General features: G+C 53.4%; 14 protein-coding genes. 9 read left to right on the forward strand and 5 right to left on the reverse strand.

Annotated elements, in window-relative coordinates; all coding sequences use genetic code 11:
* Nucleotides 1–55: 55 nt before the first annotated feature.
* The 5 genes from AC6CHM_RS00935 (at nucleotide 56) to AC6CHM_RS00955 (ending at nucleotide 5,518) form a co-directional block, all read left to right on the forward strand.
* On the forward strand, nucleotides 56–820 hold the full coding sequence (locus tag AC6CHM_RS00935) for a phosphatase PAP2 family protein (protein WP_307284116.1): 765 nt from the start codon (nucleotides 56–58) through the stop codon (nucleotides 818–820).
* A gap of 393 nt (nucleotides 821–1,213) precedes the next feature.
* The gene (locus AC6CHM_RS00940; RefSeq protein WP_115051751.1) at nucleotides 1,214–2,242 is read left to right on the forward strand and encodes an amino acid ABC transporter substrate-binding protein; all 1,029 of its coding nucleotides are present in this window, start codon (nucleotides 1,214–1,216) and stop codon (nucleotides 2,240–2,242) included.
* A gap of 106 nt (nucleotides 2,243–2,348) precedes the next feature.
* A complete protein-coding gene (locus AC6CHM_RS00945) occupies nucleotides 2,349–3,542 on the forward strand; it encodes an amino acid ABC transporter permease (protein WP_307284121.1) in 1,194 nt (397 codons plus the stop codon).
* Between the two features lie 2 nt (nucleotides 3,543–3,544).
* The gene (locus AC6CHM_RS00950) at nucleotides 3,545–4,702 is read left to right on the forward strand and encodes an amino acid ABC transporter permease (RefSeq protein WP_115051749.1); all 1,158 of its coding nucleotides are present in this window, start codon (nucleotides 3,545–3,547) and stop codon (nucleotides 4,700–4,702) included.
* A gap of 12 nt (nucleotides 4,703–4,714) precedes the next feature.
* Entirely contained in the window at nucleotides 4,715–5,518 is an 804-nt protein-coding gene (locus AC6CHM_RS00955; RefSeq protein ID WP_115051748.1) for an amino acid ABC transporter ATP-binding protein, read from the forward strand.
* 133 nt (nucleotides 5,519–5,651) lie between these two features.
* Here AC6CHM_RS00955 and AC6CHM_RS00960 read toward each other — a convergent pair whose 3' ends face one another.
* Entirely contained in the window at nucleotides 5,652–6,914 is a 1,263-nt protein-coding gene (locus AC6CHM_RS00960) for an FAD-dependent monooxygenase (protein ID WP_162802408.1), read from the reverse strand.
* Nucleotides 6,911–7,156: a zinc-finger domain-containing protein gene (locus tag AC6CHM_RS00965; protein WP_115051746.1), complete on the reverse strand. Its 246-nt coding sequence runs from the start codon at nucleotides 7,154–7,156 to the stop codon at nucleotides 6,911–6,913. The genes AC6CHM_RS00960 and AC6CHM_RS00965 overlap by 4 nt, the downstream gene beginning before the upstream one ends.
* A gap of 181 nt (nucleotides 7,157–7,337) precedes the next feature.
* On the opposite strand from AC6CHM_RS00965, the gene AC6CHM_RS00970 reads away from it, so the two are divergent.
* On the forward strand, nucleotides 7,338–9,530 hold the full coding sequence (locus AC6CHM_RS00970) for an RNA degradosome polyphosphate kinase (RefSeq protein ID WP_115051745.1): 2,193 nt from the start codon (nucleotides 7,338–7,340) through the stop codon (nucleotides 9,528–9,530).
* A 58-nt stretch (nucleotides 9,531–9,588) separates the two neighbouring features.
* On the forward strand, nucleotides 9,589–11,100 hold the full coding sequence (gene ppx / locus AC6CHM_RS00975; RefSeq protein ID WP_115051744.1) for an exopolyphosphatase: 1,512 nt from the start codon (nucleotides 9,589–9,591) through the stop codon (nucleotides 11,098–11,100).
* A gap of 6 nt (nucleotides 11,101–11,106) precedes the next feature.
* Here ppx and AC6CHM_RS00980 read toward each other — a convergent pair whose 3' ends face one another.
* Entirely contained in the window at nucleotides 11,107–12,321 is a 1,215-nt protein-coding gene (locus AC6CHM_RS00980) for an MFS transporter (RefSeq protein ID WP_440806468.1), read from the reverse strand.
* Between the two features lie 229 nt (nucleotides 12,322–12,550).
* Between AC6CHM_RS00980 and AC6CHM_RS00985 the strand changes: the two genes are divergently transcribed.
* Entirely contained in the window at nucleotides 12,551–13,612 is a 1,062-nt protein-coding gene (locus AC6CHM_RS00985; RefSeq protein ID WP_498171641.1) for a serine hydrolase domain-containing protein, read from the forward strand.
* Here AC6CHM_RS00985 and AC6CHM_RS00990 read toward each other — a convergent pair whose 3' ends face one another.
* Nucleotides 13,613–14,527 (reverse strand): DMT family transporter, encoded by a 915-nt coding sequence (locus tag AC6CHM_RS00990; protein WP_498171642.1) that lies wholly within the window; start codon nucleotides 14,525–14,527, stop codon nucleotides 13,613–13,615.
* Nucleotides 14,528–14,744: 217 nt separating this feature from the next.
* Nucleotides 14,745–15,905, reverse strand: coding sequence for a ribonuclease D (gene rnd / locus AC6CHM_RS00995; RefSeq protein ID WP_115051740.1), 1,161 nt, complete (start codon nucleotides 15,903–15,905; stop codon nucleotides 14,745–14,747).
* Between the two features lie 141 nt (nucleotides 15,906–16,046).
* On the opposite strand from rnd, the gene aspS reads away from it, so the two are divergent.
* A complete protein-coding gene (gene aspS / locus AC6CHM_RS01000; RefSeq protein ID WP_115051739.1) occupies nucleotides 16,047–17,837 on the forward strand; it encodes an aspartate--tRNA ligase in 1,791 nt (596 codons plus the stop codon).
* Nucleotides 17,838–17,855 lie beyond the last annotated feature (18 nt).

A 17,855-nucleotide genomic window follows, 5' to 3' on the forward strand; every position in this document is an offset into this window, starting at 1 on the left:
GGGTTACGTCGATAATCGCACTGCATGACGGTTGCAACAGGAGAAGGATTTTTGATTGGCTGATACATCGTCCATCGCGCAACGATTGAATCGTTCTCTTGCCCGCTATTTGCATGTCGTCACCGCGCGTCCACATCCGGATGGAGCGGCGGCTTGGACGAGATCAATGTCCATGGCGGTCGCGTTGATCGTCTTTCTTGTACTGTCACTGCATCCTTATGACGAATATTTGTCGCGCATGTTCACATCGCCGGACAGTGATCTACGCAATCTGCGCTTGATTACAGATATCGGACTGTCAAAATGGTATGTAATTCCGGCCTTCATTATCATTGTCTGCCTGATCGCGATTGATTGGCAGCATTTGCCAGTCCCTCGGCGAAAGCGGCTGCATCTCGTTTACACGCAGGCAACCTATGCCTTTTGGGCAATCTCTCTGGCCGGAACATGTACCGCTATCGCCAAATTCTTTATTGGTAGAGCCCGCCCACCCTTCATTGATACGCTTGGCACGGGTCATTTTTCTCCATTTGCAGGTGGTGATGATCTTGCCAGCTTTCCTTCCGGCCATTCAACCACCATGGGGGCTGTCGGGGCGATACTGGCTTTATGGTTTCCCCGCTGGCGGGTTCCGATCATCCTTGCCACTATGTTCATCGCTTTTACCCGAATCGTTGCACGGGCGCATTATCCGACCGATACCGTGGCGGGCTATAGTATTGGCTTCCTCGTCGCGATAACGCTGGCCAGATTTCTTGCTCGCCGCCACGTTATTTTTCGTTGTGAACGGGGTCGATTTTTCCCGGTTATAGGCTCGTGAATACTTTGCGGCAGTAGTGATTCCATACAACATCATGGAAATACATCGTGGCATGAGTGCTTTGCGGTCCAATGAGAGCTTGCAATATCCAGTGCTGATCTACTGAGTCCGAATTTCCGGCTTTGGCCGCGAATTTGAAAATTTTGCGCCCGTTTTCATCGAAAAAAGAAAAACTGAGTAGAAAATCAGCGGTTTTTCGCTTCGCGTGCAGCAATTTTGACGTTCTTGCTTCAAAATTGAGCAAATATTCTCCCTTGACCAAACCCTCAGAATGCCCTTCGATAGATAGGTGAATGGGAGAGGCATTGGGGCCCTTTTCGGGGCTGGGGTAAATAAACCGATGTAAACTTACCTCTCTGGGAACGACTACAACAACCAAAGGGCAAATTAATTATGAAAAATCTTGTTTTGAAGGGCGTACTGGCGGCTTCGGCGTTGGTCCTTCTTGCCAACGTCGCTTCAGCAACAGTGCTTGAAGATGTAAAGAAGAAGGGCTTCTTGCAGTGCGGCGTTAACACAGGTCTTCCTGGCTTTGCAGCGCCGAATGACAAGGGCGAATGGTCTGGTTTTGACGTTGACTATTGTAAGGCTGTTGCTGCTGCTGTGTTTGGCGATGCAAGCAAGGTTAAATATACGCCCTTGTCTGCAAAGGATCGTCTTCCTGCTCTGCAGTCCGGCGAAATCGACGTGTTGATTCGCAACACCACATGGACACTCAGCCGCGATACACAGGGTTTTGATTTCCCGGGCGTCAATTATTATGACGGCCAGGGCTTCATGATCAATGCGAAGAAGCTTTCGGGAATCAACTCCGCGCTTCAGCTATCGGGTGCATCGGTATGCGTTCAGGCCGGCACAACGACCGAGCTTAACCTTGCTGATTACTTCCGTACCAATAAGATGGAATACAATCCTGTTGTGTTCGAAAAGGTTGAAGAGGTTAACGCAGCCTATGATTCCGGTCGTTGCGATGCTTACACGACCGACCAGTCTGGTCTTTATGCCTATCGTCTGGCGCTGACTGCTCCTGATGACCATGTTGTTCTGCCGGAAATCATTTCCAAGGAGCCACTTGGACCGGTTGTCCGTCAGGGCGATCCACAATGGGCCGATATCATTCGCTGGACTCATTACGCCCTGTTGACTGCTGAAGAATTCGGCATCACCCAGGCCAATGTCGAAGAGTTGAAGAATGGCGAAAACCCTGAAGTCAAGCGTATCCTTGGTCAGGAAGCCAATACCAAGCTCGGTACAGACCTCGGTTTGACCAATGATTGGGTTATCAACATCGTCAAGGCAGTTGGCAATTACGGCGAGATTTTCGAAAAGAATCTCGGTTCCGGCAGCCCGCTCAAGATTGCCCGCGGCATCAATGCTCAGTGGACCAAGGGTGGCTTGCAATACGCGATGCCAATTCGCTAATCGCATATAGCTAATGATGAAATCGGAGAGGGGGCGCTGGCCTCCTCTCAATTTACTATAATAATAAAAATAATAAGAACAAGAACTTAGCAGAAATGAGGGGCCAATGGCATCGCAGGATATTTCGCCTGGCACAGATAGCGGCAAAGTTTCGCTTTTAAACGACCCAAAATTCCGTGGTTATCTTTTTCAGGCTTTAGCACTGCTTATCATCGTTGTGCTGGGGTACTGGATCGTTAACAACACCATCGCCAATCTTCAGCGCGCGCGGCTCGCTACGGGTTTCGGCTTTCTCGATGGCCGCGCTGGTTTTGATATCAGCAGCAGTCCGTATGTCTCCTATTCCAGTGATTCCACTTTTGCCAAGGCGCTTCTGGTCGGTATTCTGAATACGCTGACTGTGGCGATTGCGGGTATTATCACTGCAACCATTATCGGCTTCATTATCGGTATTGGCCGGCTTTCGCATAACTGGCTTATCCGCAAGATTTGTACGGTTTATGTGGAGCTTTTCCGCAATGTTCCGCCGCTTCTGGTTATTTTCTTCTGGTATTCCGGTGTGCTTGCTGTGTTACCCCAGGCACGCCAAAGTATAGCTCTGCCTTTTGGGACATATCTGAACAATCGCGGATTTTATGTTCCGTCATTGATTATGGGTGAGGGTGCCTGGCTGGCGGGTGTCGCTTTCCTGATAGCTGTCGTGGCGACTTTGCTGGTTCGACGCTGGGCCCATAAGCGTCAGATGGCAACAGGTCAGCCGTTTCCGGTTGGTCTGACAGCGATTGCCCTCATTGTCGGTCTGCCGTTGTTGGCGCTGGCCGTCAAAGGCTTTCCCATGACGTTGGACTATCCAATCCTTGGCGCCTTCAATCTGAAAGGTGGCTCGCAGGTCGGACCTGAGTTTATCTCGCTCTATCTGGCTCTGTCGTTCTATACGGCGGCCTTTATCGCCGAAATCGTCCGGGCCGGCATTCGTGGTGTTGGCAAGGGACAGAGTGAAGCTGCCCATGCTCTCGGCTTACGTGCAGGCACGACAACACGGCTTGTTGTTGTGCCACAGGCAATGCGCATCATCACGCCGCCGCTGGCCAGCCAATATCTGAATCTGACCAAGAACTCCTCACTCGCGATTGCAGCCGGTTATCCGGATCTCTTTGCCGTCGGGGGAACGATCCTGAACCAGACGGGCCGCTCGCTTGAAGTGGTCGTTATTTTCATGATCGTTTACTTGAGCCTCAGTATTCTGACGTCGCTGTTCATGAATTGGTACAACGCCAAAATGGCACTGGTGGAGCGCTGATCATGACAGACACCAATATTAGTTTCGTTCGTCAGGAAATGCTGCAGGGTCAAACTCCGCCCTTGGGTGAACGCGGCATTGTGCGATGGGTGCGGGTTAATTTGCTTGCAACGCCGGTCGATGCTGTTCTGACCGTCTTGGCACTTCTCGTTCTGGCATGGTTTTTACCGCCACTGATCAACTGGCTATTTATTCAAGCTGCGTGGGTCGGGCCGAACAGGTCGGTATGTGCGACCGTGGCACAGGGCGGTTTGCAGCCAGATGGCTGGTCCGGCGCATGCTGGGCCTTCGTGAACGCCAAATTCGGCCAGTTCATGTATGGTCCTTACCCCATTGACCAACGTTGGCGGGTCAATCTTGTGGGCATCATGTTCGTTGCCCTCCTGATTCCACTTCTGATTCCAAAAGCGCCCTACAAGGTACTGAATGCGATCGTCTTCTTTTTCGTATTCCCGATCGTCGCATTCTTCCTGCTGGTCGGTGGCTGGTTCGGCCTTCCCTATGTCGAAACCTCCGTTTGGGGTGGTCTGCTGGTTACGCTGGTTATTTCCTTCGTTGGTATTTCCGTCTCGCTGCCGCTTGGCATAGCACTGGCACTTGGACGGCGCTCGAAAATGCCGGTCATCAAGATGCTGTGCGTCATTTTTATCGAAATGGTGCGTGGTATTCCGTTGGTGACGGTTCTGTTCATGGCCAGCTATATGCTGCCATTGTTCCTGCCGCCGGGCGTTTCGTTCGATAAGTTCCTGCGGGCGCTGATCGGTGTTGCGCTATTCGCTTCGGCCTATATGGCAGAAGTGGTGCGTGGTGGTCTGCAAGCCATCCCGAAAGGGCAATATGAAGGTGCGGATTCGCTTGGACTCGGTTACTGGCAGAAAACTGGCCTCATCATTCTGCCACAGGCGTTGAAACTGGTAATCCCAGGTATCGTCAACACCTTTATCGGTCTGTTCAAGGATACATCGCTTGTTTCGATCATCAGCATGTTCGATTTGCTCGGGACGGTGCGTCAGCACTTCAACGATACAAATTGGTCATCGCCGCAAACCCCCATGTCCGGTCTGGTTTTTGCCGGTTTCGTCTTCTGGATTTTCTGCTTCGGCATGTCGCGCTATTCCATCTTCATGGAAAATCGTCTCGACACTGGCCACAAACGTTAGGAGCATACGTATATGACAACTGAAAACATTATCGACCCGGAAGAAATCCACGTCGACCATTCGCTCCTGCAAGTCTCCACGACAGACGTTGCCGTTGAGATCATCAATATGAACAAATGGTACGGGGATTTTCATGTCCTGAAGGACATCAACCTCAAGGTGATGCGCGGCGAGCGTATCGTCATTGCCGGTCCGTCCGGTTCAGGTAAGTCGACCATGATCCGCTGCATCAACCGTTTGGAAGAGCACCAGAGCGGCAAGATTCTCGTTGACGGTATCGAACTTACCAACGATCTGAAAAAGATCGACGAAGTTCGGCGCGAAGTCGGCATGGTGTTCCAGCATTTCAATCTCTTCCCGCATTTAACTATCCTGGAAAACTGCACGCTGGCCCCAATCTGGGTACGCAAGATGCCGAAGAAGAAGGCGGACGAAATTGCGATGCACTTTCTTGAGCGCGTCAAAATCCCCGAACAGGCCAATAAATATCCGGGTCAGCTTTCCGGTGGTCAGCAGCAACGCGTGGCCATTGCCCGTTCGCTCTGCATGAATCCACGCATCATGCTGTTTGATGAGCCGACGTCGGCCCTTGATCCGGAAATGATCAAGGAAGTGCTCGACACAATGGTGCAGCTTGCTGAAGAAGGTATGACCATGGTTTGCGTAACCCACGAAATGGGCTTTGCGCGCCAGGTTGCAAATCGCGTTATCTTTATGGATCAGGGCCAGATCGTTGAACAGAACGCTCCTGCCGAGTTCTTTGATAATCCGCAGCACGAACGCACGAAGCTATTCCTCAGCCAGATTCTTCATTGAGATAGTTTTCTGCAATGTTACCAAACGGCGGCCTTATGGCCGCCTGTTTGATACTGCAATCCATTTTTCTTATATTTGGCCTGCAAGCCCTTTTGGGCGCTCATGACCCTCGCTTCGGCGAGGGTTTTTGCATTCAAATCTGGCCATCATATCCATAGAGCCAATCCAGCCCTTCGATAAACTTTTCGGCAGGGCGTTTGCGCATAACCATATTGCGCGCCATGGCGATTGGCCCCTTGGCATGATAGGCGAGTTGGTTCATCGCGCCGCGCCGCACCACTGCTTTGATACGTTTGCTGCGGGTCTTGTCAAACGCGTCTAAAGCCGATGGCCATGCTGCGATATTTTCCCCCAAGGCAGATGCCAGCGCCCATGCATCCTCGATAGCCATGGCCGCTCCCTGCGCTGCATATGGCGTCATCGCGTGGGCAGCATCCCCGATCAGCACCAGGCGATCCTTTATCCGGTATCGGCATTTACGCTGCTCAAACAATGGCCATGAAGTCCAAGGTCTCCCCGCCAGCATGATGTCGCGAATACCGGGATGCCAAAGATTGAATTCCCGGATAAAATTTTGGCTTGGCGTTTCCGGCACAGCCCCAGCGTCCCATCGCCGTCCGCCTTGGCGATCCGGGGCAACAGCAATGAAATTGAACATTTCACCGGAACGTATCGGGTAGGCGACCAGATGAGCGTTTGAACCAACCCAGGCAACAACATTGATGCCCTGAGGCAGCAGGGACGTGAAGCTCTTTGGCAACTGGTCAGCGGCGATTGTCGAACGCCAGGCAATCGTCGATGTATAGCGCGCGCGCTCCATGTCGGACATGGCAGTGCGCATATTCGACCAGACGCCGTCGGCACCTACGAGCAAAGCCCCGCGATGTTCCTCGATACGATCGTGATATTGAACGCGAACGATAATGCCATCTGCGTCAGGCTTGTACTGTGTCACCGCTGATTGCAGCTGGATAGCTATATTGGGCTGGCTTCGGGCCTGTTCCAGCAAGGCATTTTGCAGATCGGCCCGGTGGCAGACAATATAGGGTGAGCCCCATCTCGTGCGGGCCACATGACCAACATCAAGCGAAAGCAACATTTCGCCGCTCGAACCATCTGCAAGACAAATTGCCTGCGGTTCAACCGAGGATGGCGTTAATTGGTCGAGAACACCGAGCTGCTGCAATATCCGCGTGGCATTGGGGGAAAGCTGCACTCCGGCACCGGCTTCGGCCAGCGTCGCGCTTTTCTCAAATATCTGAACTGAAAAACCTTTGGCACTCAAGGCAAGCGCCAGCGTCAATCCGGCAATGCCAGCGCCGGCGATAATAATCTGGTCAGGATTGGGATCGCGCCTGTTTCGTTCGGTCTTTAAATCGATGAGCGATGCGTTCAAGCGGCCCTGTCCACATAGGTGCAACCCGCTGGGACGGTCTCATCGGCATGCAGCGAAGCGTCATAGCGGTAAAGCGTGGAGCAATAGGGGCAAACTTTTTCATTGTCATCGCCCAGATCGAGAAACACATGCGGATGGTCGAAAGGCGGGTTGGCACCCACGCACATGAATTCCTTCACGCCGATGGCAATGGTCGCATGTCCTGCGCTGTTCTGGAAATGAGGGATGCTGTGGCCAGCCATTTTTCGCTCCTGAATCGTCTCGTCAAATACGCATGTTTGGCATTTGACTTCTCTTTCGCTTCGGTTTGTATCATCCTGATTACGATTTCAAGACGATTGCTATCAAACTGTCAAAAGACTTGTCTATGGTGCGCTCTTAAGTCCGCATTTTGCGGGAAATTTTTTTAGCTGGAGAATATTGATGAACGACCAATCGCCCACCATTCCGCAGCCTGTTGAGAATGTCTCTCTGCCGGATCTGCACACCAGCGTTGATCGCTTCGTCAACCGCGAATTCTCCTGGCTGCAATTTAATCGCCGCGTGCTTGAAGAAGCGCAAAATACCCATCAGCCCTTGCTTGAGCGCCTGCGCTTTCTGTCTATTTCGGCTGCCAATCTGGATGAGTTCTTCATGGTGCGCATTGCCGGTCTGGCCGGGCAGGTGCGCGAAAACGTCTCCAGTCGCAGTGATGATGGACGCACGCCGCAGGAACAGCTGGAATTCGTTCTCGAGGAAGTCGGCAAACTTCAAGCCGCCCAGCAGCTGCGTCTGAGTGCCTTGCGCGAGGAATTGATCAGGGAGAACATCGAGATTGTTCGGCCTGATCGTTTGACCAAAGCTGAGCAGGAATGGCTGGAGGATCATTTTCTCGAAACCATCTATCCTGTGCTAACACCCTTGGCCATTGATCCGGCGCATCCTTTTCCATTTATCCCGAATCTCGGCTTCACCATTGCCATGCTGCTGAATCGCAGCACGGATAACCGCCCAATGACGGCGCTCCTGCGCCTGCCGCAGGCGCTCAAGCGCTTTATCCAGATACCGGATGATAGCGGTCGCTACCGCTTCTTATCTCTTGAAGATGCGATCAGCCTTTTCACCGGGCGGCTTTTCCCTGGCTATGAGGTCAAGGGTGCCGGCACGTTCCGCATCATCCGTGACAGCGATATTGAAGTTGAAGAAGAGGCGGAAGATCTGGTTCGCCTGTTCGAAAGCGCCCTGAAGCGCCGTCGCCGCGGTCAGGTGATCCGCATCGAATTTGATGATGAAATGCCTGAATCCCTGCGCAGCTTTGTGGCTACGGAGCTGGGTGTGCCGGATAATCGTATCAGCGTGCTTGGCGGTCTGCTTGCGCTCAATATGATTTCGGAAATTGTCAGCATTGCGCGCCCGGACCTGAAGTTTGTTCCTTACAATCCGCGTTTTCCTGAACGTGTGCGGGAACATGGTGGCGACTGCTTCGCAGCGATTCGCGAGAAAGACATCATCGTCCATCACCCTTACGAATCCTTCGATGTCGTGGTGCAATTTCTGCGTCAGGCCGCTGCCGATCCGGATGTCGTTGCAATCAAGCAGACACTTTACCGTACTTCAAATGATAGCCCGATCGTGCGTGCGCTGATTGATGCCGCAGATGCCGGTAAGTCCGTTACTGCCTTGATCGAACTTAAGGCGCGTTTCGATGAAGAGGCCAATATTCGCTGGGCCCGCGATCTGGAGCGCGCTGGCGTACAGGTCGTTTTCGGCTTTATCGAGTTGAAAACCCATGCGAAAATGTCGCTGGTCGTGCGCCGCGAAGAAAACAAGTTGCGCAGCTATGTGCATCTGGGCACCGGCAATTATCACCCCATCACCGCAAAGATTTATACGGATCTGTCGTTCTTCACATGCGAGCCTTCGATTGGCCGCGACGTGGCGCAAATCTTCAACTACATCACAGGCTATACGCCGCCTTCCGGCGAAATGCAGCTTGCCGTTTCCCCGATCACGCTGCGTCCTCGCATTCTTCAGCATATTGCCGAGGAAATCGCCCATGCGAAAGCTGGCCGTCCTGCCGCAATCTGGATGAAAATGAATTCGCTGGTCGATGCGAAGATTATCGATGCGCTTTATGAAGCCAGCAGTGCCGGCGTGGAAATTGATCTCGTCGTGCGTGGCATTTGCTGCCTGCGTCCGCAGGTGCCAGGGCTTTCGGAGAATATTCGCGCAAAGTCCATCGTGGGCCGCTTCCTTGAACACAGCCGTATTTTCTGTTTTGGCAATGGCAAGCCGCTCCCATCGGAAAACGCTCTGGTCTATTTCGGTTCAGCCGATATGATGACCCGTAATCTTGACCGCCGTGTTGAAACTTTGGTGCCCATCACCAATCCAACTGTGCATCAACAGGTTCTTTCACAGATTATGCTGGCAAACCTTCTCGACAACCAGCAGAGTTATGAGCTACTTGCAGATGGAACCTCGCGACGGATCGCTCCCGCCGATGGGGAGGATGCTTTTAATGCGCAGGAATATTTCATGACCAATCCTAGCCTTTCAGGCCGTGGCAAGTCGCTGAAATCTTCTGCGCCTCGATTGATTGCCCATCGCAAGCGGAAAGCGGCGAAAGAAAAATGAATTTAATTGCGACTTTCTCTGGTGACTGCCGATACACCGGTTTGGGAACCCAGACTTTATGATATCGGCAGCACAGGGACGTGTGCAGGGACGCCGACCGGCCGCTGTCATCGACATCGGCTCGAATTCCGTGCGTCTTGTGGTTTATGAAGGTGTTACGCGCTCGCCCACGGTTCTTTTCAATGAAAAGATATTGTGTGGTCTTGGCAAGGGACTGGTCAAAACCAAAAAGCTGAATGCCAAAGCCGTGCAGAGCGCCTTGCGCGCGCTCCGCCGGTTTCGCGCGCTTGCCGAGCAGGCCGGTGCCGTGTCGCTGGATGTGCTTGCCACTGCCGCCGCACGTGAGGCGGAAAATGGTTCGCAATTTATCCGCGAAGCGGAAGCCATCCTTGAAGAACCCATCAAGGTTCTGTCGGGCCGGGAAGAAGCCTATTATTCGGCGCTTGGCATCATTTCCGGTTTTCATGATCCTGACGGCATTGCGGGCGATCTTGGCGGCGGCAGTCTGGAACTTGTCGACGTCAAAGGCCGTAAGATCGGTGATGGCATAACCTTGCCGCTTGGTGGTCTGCGCCTGCAGGATATGTCTGAAGGCGATTTGACCGAAGCGCTGAGCATCGCTCAAAAAACCCTCGGCACAGCCAAGCTTCTTGCCAATGGCAAGGGCAGGGCCTTTTATGCGGTTGGAGGAACGTGGCGCAACCTTGCCAAGCTGCATATGAGTGCGGAACATTATCCGCTCCACGTCATGCATCATTATGAAATTCCGTTCGAAGAAGCCCAGCGCTTCCTCAAGCGCGTTGCTGTCGGTGATGTGGACAATATGCGCGGCATTGAGGATGTCTCAAAAAACCGCCGGGCGCTCTTGTCCTACGGCGCCATTGCATTGCTTGAAACAATCAAGATCATGAAGCCGTCGAAAGTAGTCTTTTCGGCACTTGGCGTGCGTGAGGGCTTTCTCTATTCGCTCTTGCCCGAGAGCGAGCAGTTGAATGACCCGCTCATTTCTGCCGCCGAGGAACTGGCGACACTGCGTGCACGTTCGCCTGCCTATGCGCGTGAACTTGCCGACTGGAGCGGCGATGCTTTCGCGGCGCTGGGTTATAAAGAGACTGATGATGAGAAGCGCTACCGGCGCGCGGCCTGCCTGATTGCAGATATAAGCTGGCGGGCGCATCCCGATTATCGCGGCAGTCAGGCGCTGAACATGATCTCCAATGCCGCTTTTGTCGGCATTGATCATCCTGGCCGCGCCTATATAGCGCTTGCCAATTTCTTCCGTCATGAAGGGGTTGCCAATAGCGTACCGGACCCGGAGCTTGCGGCGATTGCCAGCCCGCGACTTTTGGAGTTCTCGCGTCTTCTGGCCGCCATCATGCGGATTACCTATCCATTTTCGGCTTCCATGTCCGGCGTCGTGCCGTATCTTTCGTGGAAAAACACCTCTGATGGCATCAGCCTTGTGGTGGATAAATCGAAAGCTGATCTCATCGGCGATGTCACCGAAGGACGCCTGCAGCAATTGGCAAAGCTCATCGGCAAGCCGCTTAAAATGGAAGTCGGCAAGTAATCTTGTTCAACGCGCCGCCTCTACCGGCGAAGCGTCGCTTTTCATAGCGAAATGCGCCAAAGCGAGCGAACTGATACCAGCGATAAAGAATCCTGCCGCCAGATACATTGTCATACCATCATAGAAGCTCCCTATAGCGATGGCGAACAGGGTGGCAATAAGGCTCGATCCGGATGCGATCAAAGATGCGCCCAAGCCAGCAACCTGTCCCAGAGAGCGCATAGCCATGGCATTGAGGTTTCCGAACAATATGCCGATGGTAAAGAAGGCTGAAAAGGTGAAGACCATCAGGACCACCAGAGGCAAGTGCCCACGCCAGAGCACGGATGCAATCAACATCAGAAGACCGATTATTGCCAATCCCATAAAGGCTGCACGCGTCATGGCATCCGTTCCAAACCGCTGTACGAGCTTGGCATTGAGAAATGATGCAAGTCCAATTCCTGCGGCCAGCACCGCAAAATAAAAGGGAAATGTTTCCTTGATCTCATAAGCGTCGAAAAACAAATCGGCTGCCGTGCTGAGGTAAAGCAGCTGTGATCCGAACACCATCCCGGTCGCGACGATCAGCAGCGCCACACGGCGTTTTGCCAAAATGCGCCTGCCATTCCGTATCAAGAGTTTCGGCCGGAAGGATATGCGTTTGTCGACCGGCAGTGTTTCCGGTTGCCGAATCACCAGCCAAAGACCCAGGATCATCGCCATAGCGAGGTAAATGCCGAAAATGGCACGCCATCCAGCCATAAAAATCACTCCCTGCGCCATAGCTGGAGCCAGCATCGGCACCATAATGAAGAGGGTGAACATCAAGGACATTACGCGAGCCATTGCGTCGCCCTCAAACTGGTCACGGATCATGGCGCGTGTAGCTATCTTGGGGCCGGATACGCCGACGCCCTGAAGAATCCGACCAAGAATCACTACTTCCAGCGATCCGGCCAGCATCGCAATAATGGTTCCAACTGCATAAATGCCAAGGCCAAGCACAAGCGCTTTCTTGCGTCCCATGGCATCGGATAGGGGCCCTAGTAGCAGCTCGCCGACGGCCATGCCGAAAATGAAGAGCGATATGATGTGCTGTGTGGATAGCGGCGGCCCGCCAACAACGTCTTCTCCGATTTGGCGCAACCCTGGCAACAGCGCGTCAATGCTAATGGATGTCAGCGAGGTCAGAAAAGCATAAAGAGCGATGCGCTCGCGGAAACTGATCGAAGAAGTCATGGATTGTTTGCACCGAGAGGAAGAGACCTCGACCTCTATCAGTTTTCTTGCAGAACTCCCTCAAATTTGTTGCGATCGGTAATTTTTGCTTTGGGAATTTGCTCTGGTCATGGCCTTGGCGGGTACGCCTTATATCTGACAATCCAGTTTCTGCGACAAGCCGGTATGATCACACGCATGTGAGCGGAGTTGAGTTGCCGTACCGCTTCATGCTCGTCAAAGTCGCCGCATGAAAACCCATCCGGTTAATCGCCGCAGCTTCATCTTGGCCACCCTTGCTGGTGGAGCGGGCGCTTTGGCCCCTTCGATCTCTTTTGCGCAGGTTCCAGGCAAAGCTGTGGCTTTGGATAGTGTTGCGACGAGCCAGATCATTGAACAGGCTTCGTCTTTTCCGACACTCCAGACGATGATCGTATATGCCGGCGGGCAGACCCAGATTGAGCACCGTTTCCATGGTCCCGCCATAGATCGTCCCGTCAATGTAAAATCCGTTTCCAAGACAATCATTGCGACCTTGGCTGGCATAGCCATTGAGCGCAAAGTTTTTTCCGGGCTGGACGAGCTTGTTGCGCCAATCCTGTCGAATAAGCTGCCGCAGGATCGTGATCCTCGGCTGGCGCGAATAACGCTCGGCAATCTGCTTTCCATGCAGGCGGGGCTTGATCGTACATCCGGCCCCAATTATGGCCGCTGGGTCGAGAGCTCCGATTGGGTTCGTTATGCGCTCGCTCGAGATTTCGTCGATGAGCCGGGCGGGCGCATGCTCTACTCAACCGGCAATTCGCATCTCATATCCGCAATGCTCACCCGCAAGACGGGTCGAACGACATTGCAGATTGCGCGCGATTGGCTGGGCGAACCGCTGGACATCACTATTCCACCTTGGCCACGTGATCCGCAGGGCATTTATTTCGGCGGCAATGACATGGAATTGTCGCCGCGGGCCATGCTTGCCTTTGGCAAAATGTTTCTCGATGGCGGAAAGAGCGGCGGCAAGCAAATCGTGCCAGCTGCCTGGATCGAAGAATCGTGGAAGCCTCGAACCAGCTCGCCATTTACTGGCGATAGCTATGGTCTGGGCTGGTTCATCTCTTATACGCCGGATAGCAAGCCGTTCTATTATGCCTGGGGCTATGGCGGCCAGATGATCTATGTCGTGCCCCATGCATCCGTGGTGGCGGTGATGACCTCAAACACCGCAGCGCCTTCCGGTCGCTCGGGCTATGTGCGCCAATTGCACGATCTTTTGGCAACCCGAATTGTTCCGGCAGCGGAAGCTGCCATAGGTTGATCAGACGGGCACAGTCTTCTTGCGCGATGGAAATGTCATGGCGGCAACGCCGATGACAACGAATACAAGTCCGGTCAATGCGGTCGAGGCCAAAGTCTCACCAAGAAAAATAACGCCGATTCCTACACCAATCGGAACGCGCAGATAGGCCTGCGATGTTGTACTCACCGAGCCAAGCGTGTGAATAAGCCGAAAGTAGATGACAAAGGCGAGGGCGGTCGAAAACACCGAGAGACCGAGCAGTGCCAGCAGCGAGTCAGCCGACGGCGCAATGGTCCATGGCTGATCCACAATCAAGCTGACGGGGATAAGTATCGCCGCGCCGCAAACCATTGAACCAGCGGCTGGCATCATCGGGTCAAGCCCCTTGAAGCCCCGTCCGAATATGGCAGCGGCGGCGTAGGAGATTGTTGCGGCCACAATTGCCAGTTGCGCTACCAGTTCCTTGCCGACCCCCTGAAAGGCTTCCATTCCGATAATCAGGCTGATTCCGATGACACCGGCAATTGTTCCCAAAAGCTTGCGCATCGTCACCGCTTCATGCCGCGTAATCAGCACCGTCAGCAGAAAGGCGAAAATTGGCGTGGTCGAATTGAGAATAGTCGCCAGTCCGGCATTTACGGTCTGCTCGGCCCAGGCAATCAGCGTAAAGGGGATAACACTGTTGATACAGGCTTGAATGAAAAAGCGCTTCCAGATCGCCGGGTCCTTAGGCAGCGAAAGTCCACGCATTTTTATGATCGCCACCAACAGCCCTCCGGCTATCAACGTGCGTGCAGCAATAAAGGTGATCGGCGGGATGGTTTCAACACCAATTCTGATGAAGGTGTAGGAGGCACCCCATAAAGTTGCGAGTACAGCAAGGAGCGCAACCTCTTTGGCGAGAGCGGGCGTTGTGGTGGAGGAAGCAGTCATGGTTTAAACCTTCGCGGCATGGATCATAGCAATGATCAATGTCCTGAATCCTTAGCCCGATGCTTCGATGATGGCCGAATTATCGAAACTCAATAGGGTTGATTGGCCGAATTGAGTAATTTGCAGGAAAACAGCCGGGTCTTCACAGAAAAACCGGCTGTTTTGACTGAATTTTTGTAACTATGGGCTGCAAAATGAGTGCAGTCAGTTGCAACCCTCATTCACTGGGAAGAACCAGCGCCCGAATTTTCTTGTTTTCGAATTTCAGGCAAAGCTCGCCATTGATCAGTTGAAGCGCCTTTTCTCCAAAGACTTCGCGACGCCATCCCTGCAATGCCGGAATGTCATCAACATCACCTTCCGAAGCGATCCTGTCGATTTCATCGGAGGTAGCCACCACCTTTGCGGCAACGCCATGCTCTTCAGTAACAAGCCGAAGAAGCACCTTCAAAAGCTCCGAAGCTGCTCCAGCGCCTTCCGGGGAAGCGCTTTGTTTCGGCAAGCGGGGCATCTCATCCTTCGGCAGGTCGAGTGCCAGATTGACAGCGTTGAGCAAGCCTGTTGCCATGCTGGAGCGTTCCCAACCCTTTGGAATCGTTCGCAAGCGTGACATTGCTTCCGCATCGCGCGGCTGCTGTTGTGCGATCTCGTAAATCGCGTCATCCTTGATGACACGCCCGCGCGGCACATTGCGTTCGCGCGCTTCGCGTTCGCGCCATGCTGCCACACTGCGTAGGACGGCAAGTTCCACCGGCTTGCGCAAGCGCATCTTCAGCCGCTTCCAGGCATCGTCCGGATGCATGTCATAGGTTTCGCGCGCGGTGAGAATTTTCATCTCGTCCAGAACCCATTCGGTGCGGCCCTCGGCTTCAAGGCTTTCCTTCAAATGGAGGTAAATATCGCGCAGATGTGTCACGTCCGCCAAAGCATAATCGAGTTGCTTTTCGGAAAGAGGACGCCTGCGCCAATCGGTAAATCGTGAAGATTTGTCGATTTGTGCCCCAACCACCTTTTGCACCAATTGGTCATAAGCAATGGCATCGCCAAAGCCGCAAACCATCGCCGCAACCTGTGTATCGAACACCGGGTGTGGGATCAGATTGCCAAGATGGAAGATGATTTCAATGTCCTGGCGGGCCGCATGAAACACTTTCACGATTTTCTCGTCAGCCATCAGCTTAAAAAACGCTGCAAGATCAAGGCCAGGGGCCAGCGCGTCAACAATCGCCGTATGATCAGGCGATGCCAATTGGATAACGCAAAGCTCCGGCCAGAACGTGGTCTCGCGGATGAATTCCGTGTCGACGGTCACGAAGTCTGATTGGGAAAGGGCGGCAACAGCCTGTTCAAGCTGATCTGTGGTTGTAATCATGGTCATGATTTTTCTATAGCGAATGAGAATGGGTTTGTCTCGGTTCTTGACAAATCAGCTCCAAAATGCGCTTGTCCGCCCAAATTCTTTGGCGTGTCGAGGGCTTATCCTCGGTCTTTTCGCCATATTTAATCAGAGGCACATATCATGCACCGTTACCGCAGCCATACCTGCGCCGCCTTGCGTAAATCGGACGTTGGTTCGACAGTTCGTCTTTCAGGTTGGGTCCACCGCGTCCGCGACCATGGCGGAATTCTCTTTATTGATATCCGCGACCATTATGGCCTGACGCAAATCGTCGCCAATCCCGATTCGCCAGCTTTCAAGCTTGCCGAAACCGTACGGGGCGAATGGGTTATCCGCGTTGACGGTGAGGTGAAGGCACGTACCGAAGATACGGTAAACGCCAACATGCCGACCGGCGAGATCGAAGTTTTCGCGCGTGAGATCGAAGTTCTCTCGGCTGCGAAGGAACTACCTTTGCCGGTGTTTGGCGAATTGGATTATCCGGAAGATATCCGCCTGAAGTACCGCTTCCTCGATCTGCGCCGCGATACACTGCACAAGAACATCATGCAGCGCACGAAGATCATCGCTGCGATGCGCCGCCGTATGAGTGAGATCAACTTCACGGAATTCTCGACGCCAATTCTGACAGCTTCTTCGCCGGAAGGCGCGCGAGACTTTCTCGTGCCAAGCCGTATTCATCCCGGCAAGTTTTATGCTCTGCCGCAAGCGCCGCAGCAATATAAGCAGTTGATCATGATGTCCGGTTTCGACCGATACTTCCAGATCGCACCCTGCTTCCGCGATGAAGATCCACGTGCGGATCGTTTGCCGGGCGAGTTTTATCAGCTCGACGTTGAAATGAGCTTCGTTGAACAGAACGACGTTCTGACTACCATGGAACCGGTTCTGCGCGGCGTTTTCGAAGAATTTGCTGAAGGCAAGCGCGTTACCAAGGAATTTCCGCGCATCGCTTATGATGATGCCATGCGCAAATATGGTTCCGATAAGCCGGACTTGCGTAACCCTATCGAAATGCAGGCAGTGACCGAGCATTTCGCCGGTTCAGGCTTCAAAGTCTTTGCAAACATGATCGCCAATGACCCAAAAGTCGAGGTATGGGCTATCCCGGCCAAGACCGGCGGCTCACGTGCATTCTGTGACCGCATGAACTCTTGGGCGCAGAGCGAAGGCCAACCGGGCCTTGGCTATATTTTCTGGCGCAAGGAAGGCGAAAGCCTTGAAGGTGCAGGCCCTCTCGCCAAGAATATTGGACCGGAACGCACGGAAGCCTTGCGTGTGCAGCTTGGTCTTGATGATGGCGATGCAGCCTTCTTCGTTGCCGGCGATCCTAAGAAGTTCGTGTCCTTTGCAGGCGCTGCGCGTACGCGCGCTGGTGAAGAGCTGAACCTTGTTGACCGCGACCAGTTTGCGCTTTGCTGGATTGTCGATTTCCCCTTCTTCGAATGGCTTGAAGATGAAAAGAAGATCGACTTTGCCCATAACCCATTCTCAATGCCGCAGGGCGGCATGGATGCGCTCGAAAATCAGGATCCTCTGACGATCAAGGCATTCCAGTATGATATGGTTTGCAACGGTTTCGAAATTGCCTCGGGCGGTATTCGTAACCATCTGCCGGATACAATGGTCAAAGCATTTGAAGCTGTCGGTCATTCACGCGAAACCGTGGAAGAACGCTTCGGTGGTCTTTATCGTGCATTCCAGTATGGCGCACCGCCCCATGGCGGCATGGCAGCTGGTGTTGACCGCATCGTCATGCTGCTGGTCGGTGCGAAGAACTTGCGTGAAATCACCATGTTCCCGATGAACCAGCAGGCCTATGATTTGCTGATGAACGCTCCATCGGATGTTTCGCAGGCGCAATTGCGCGACCTGAATATCCGTCTTAACCCGGTGAAGAAGGAAGTTTAGAGACCTTCTCTAACCGAC

This window comes from Phyllobacterium sp. GQ127, from assembly GCF_059758635.1.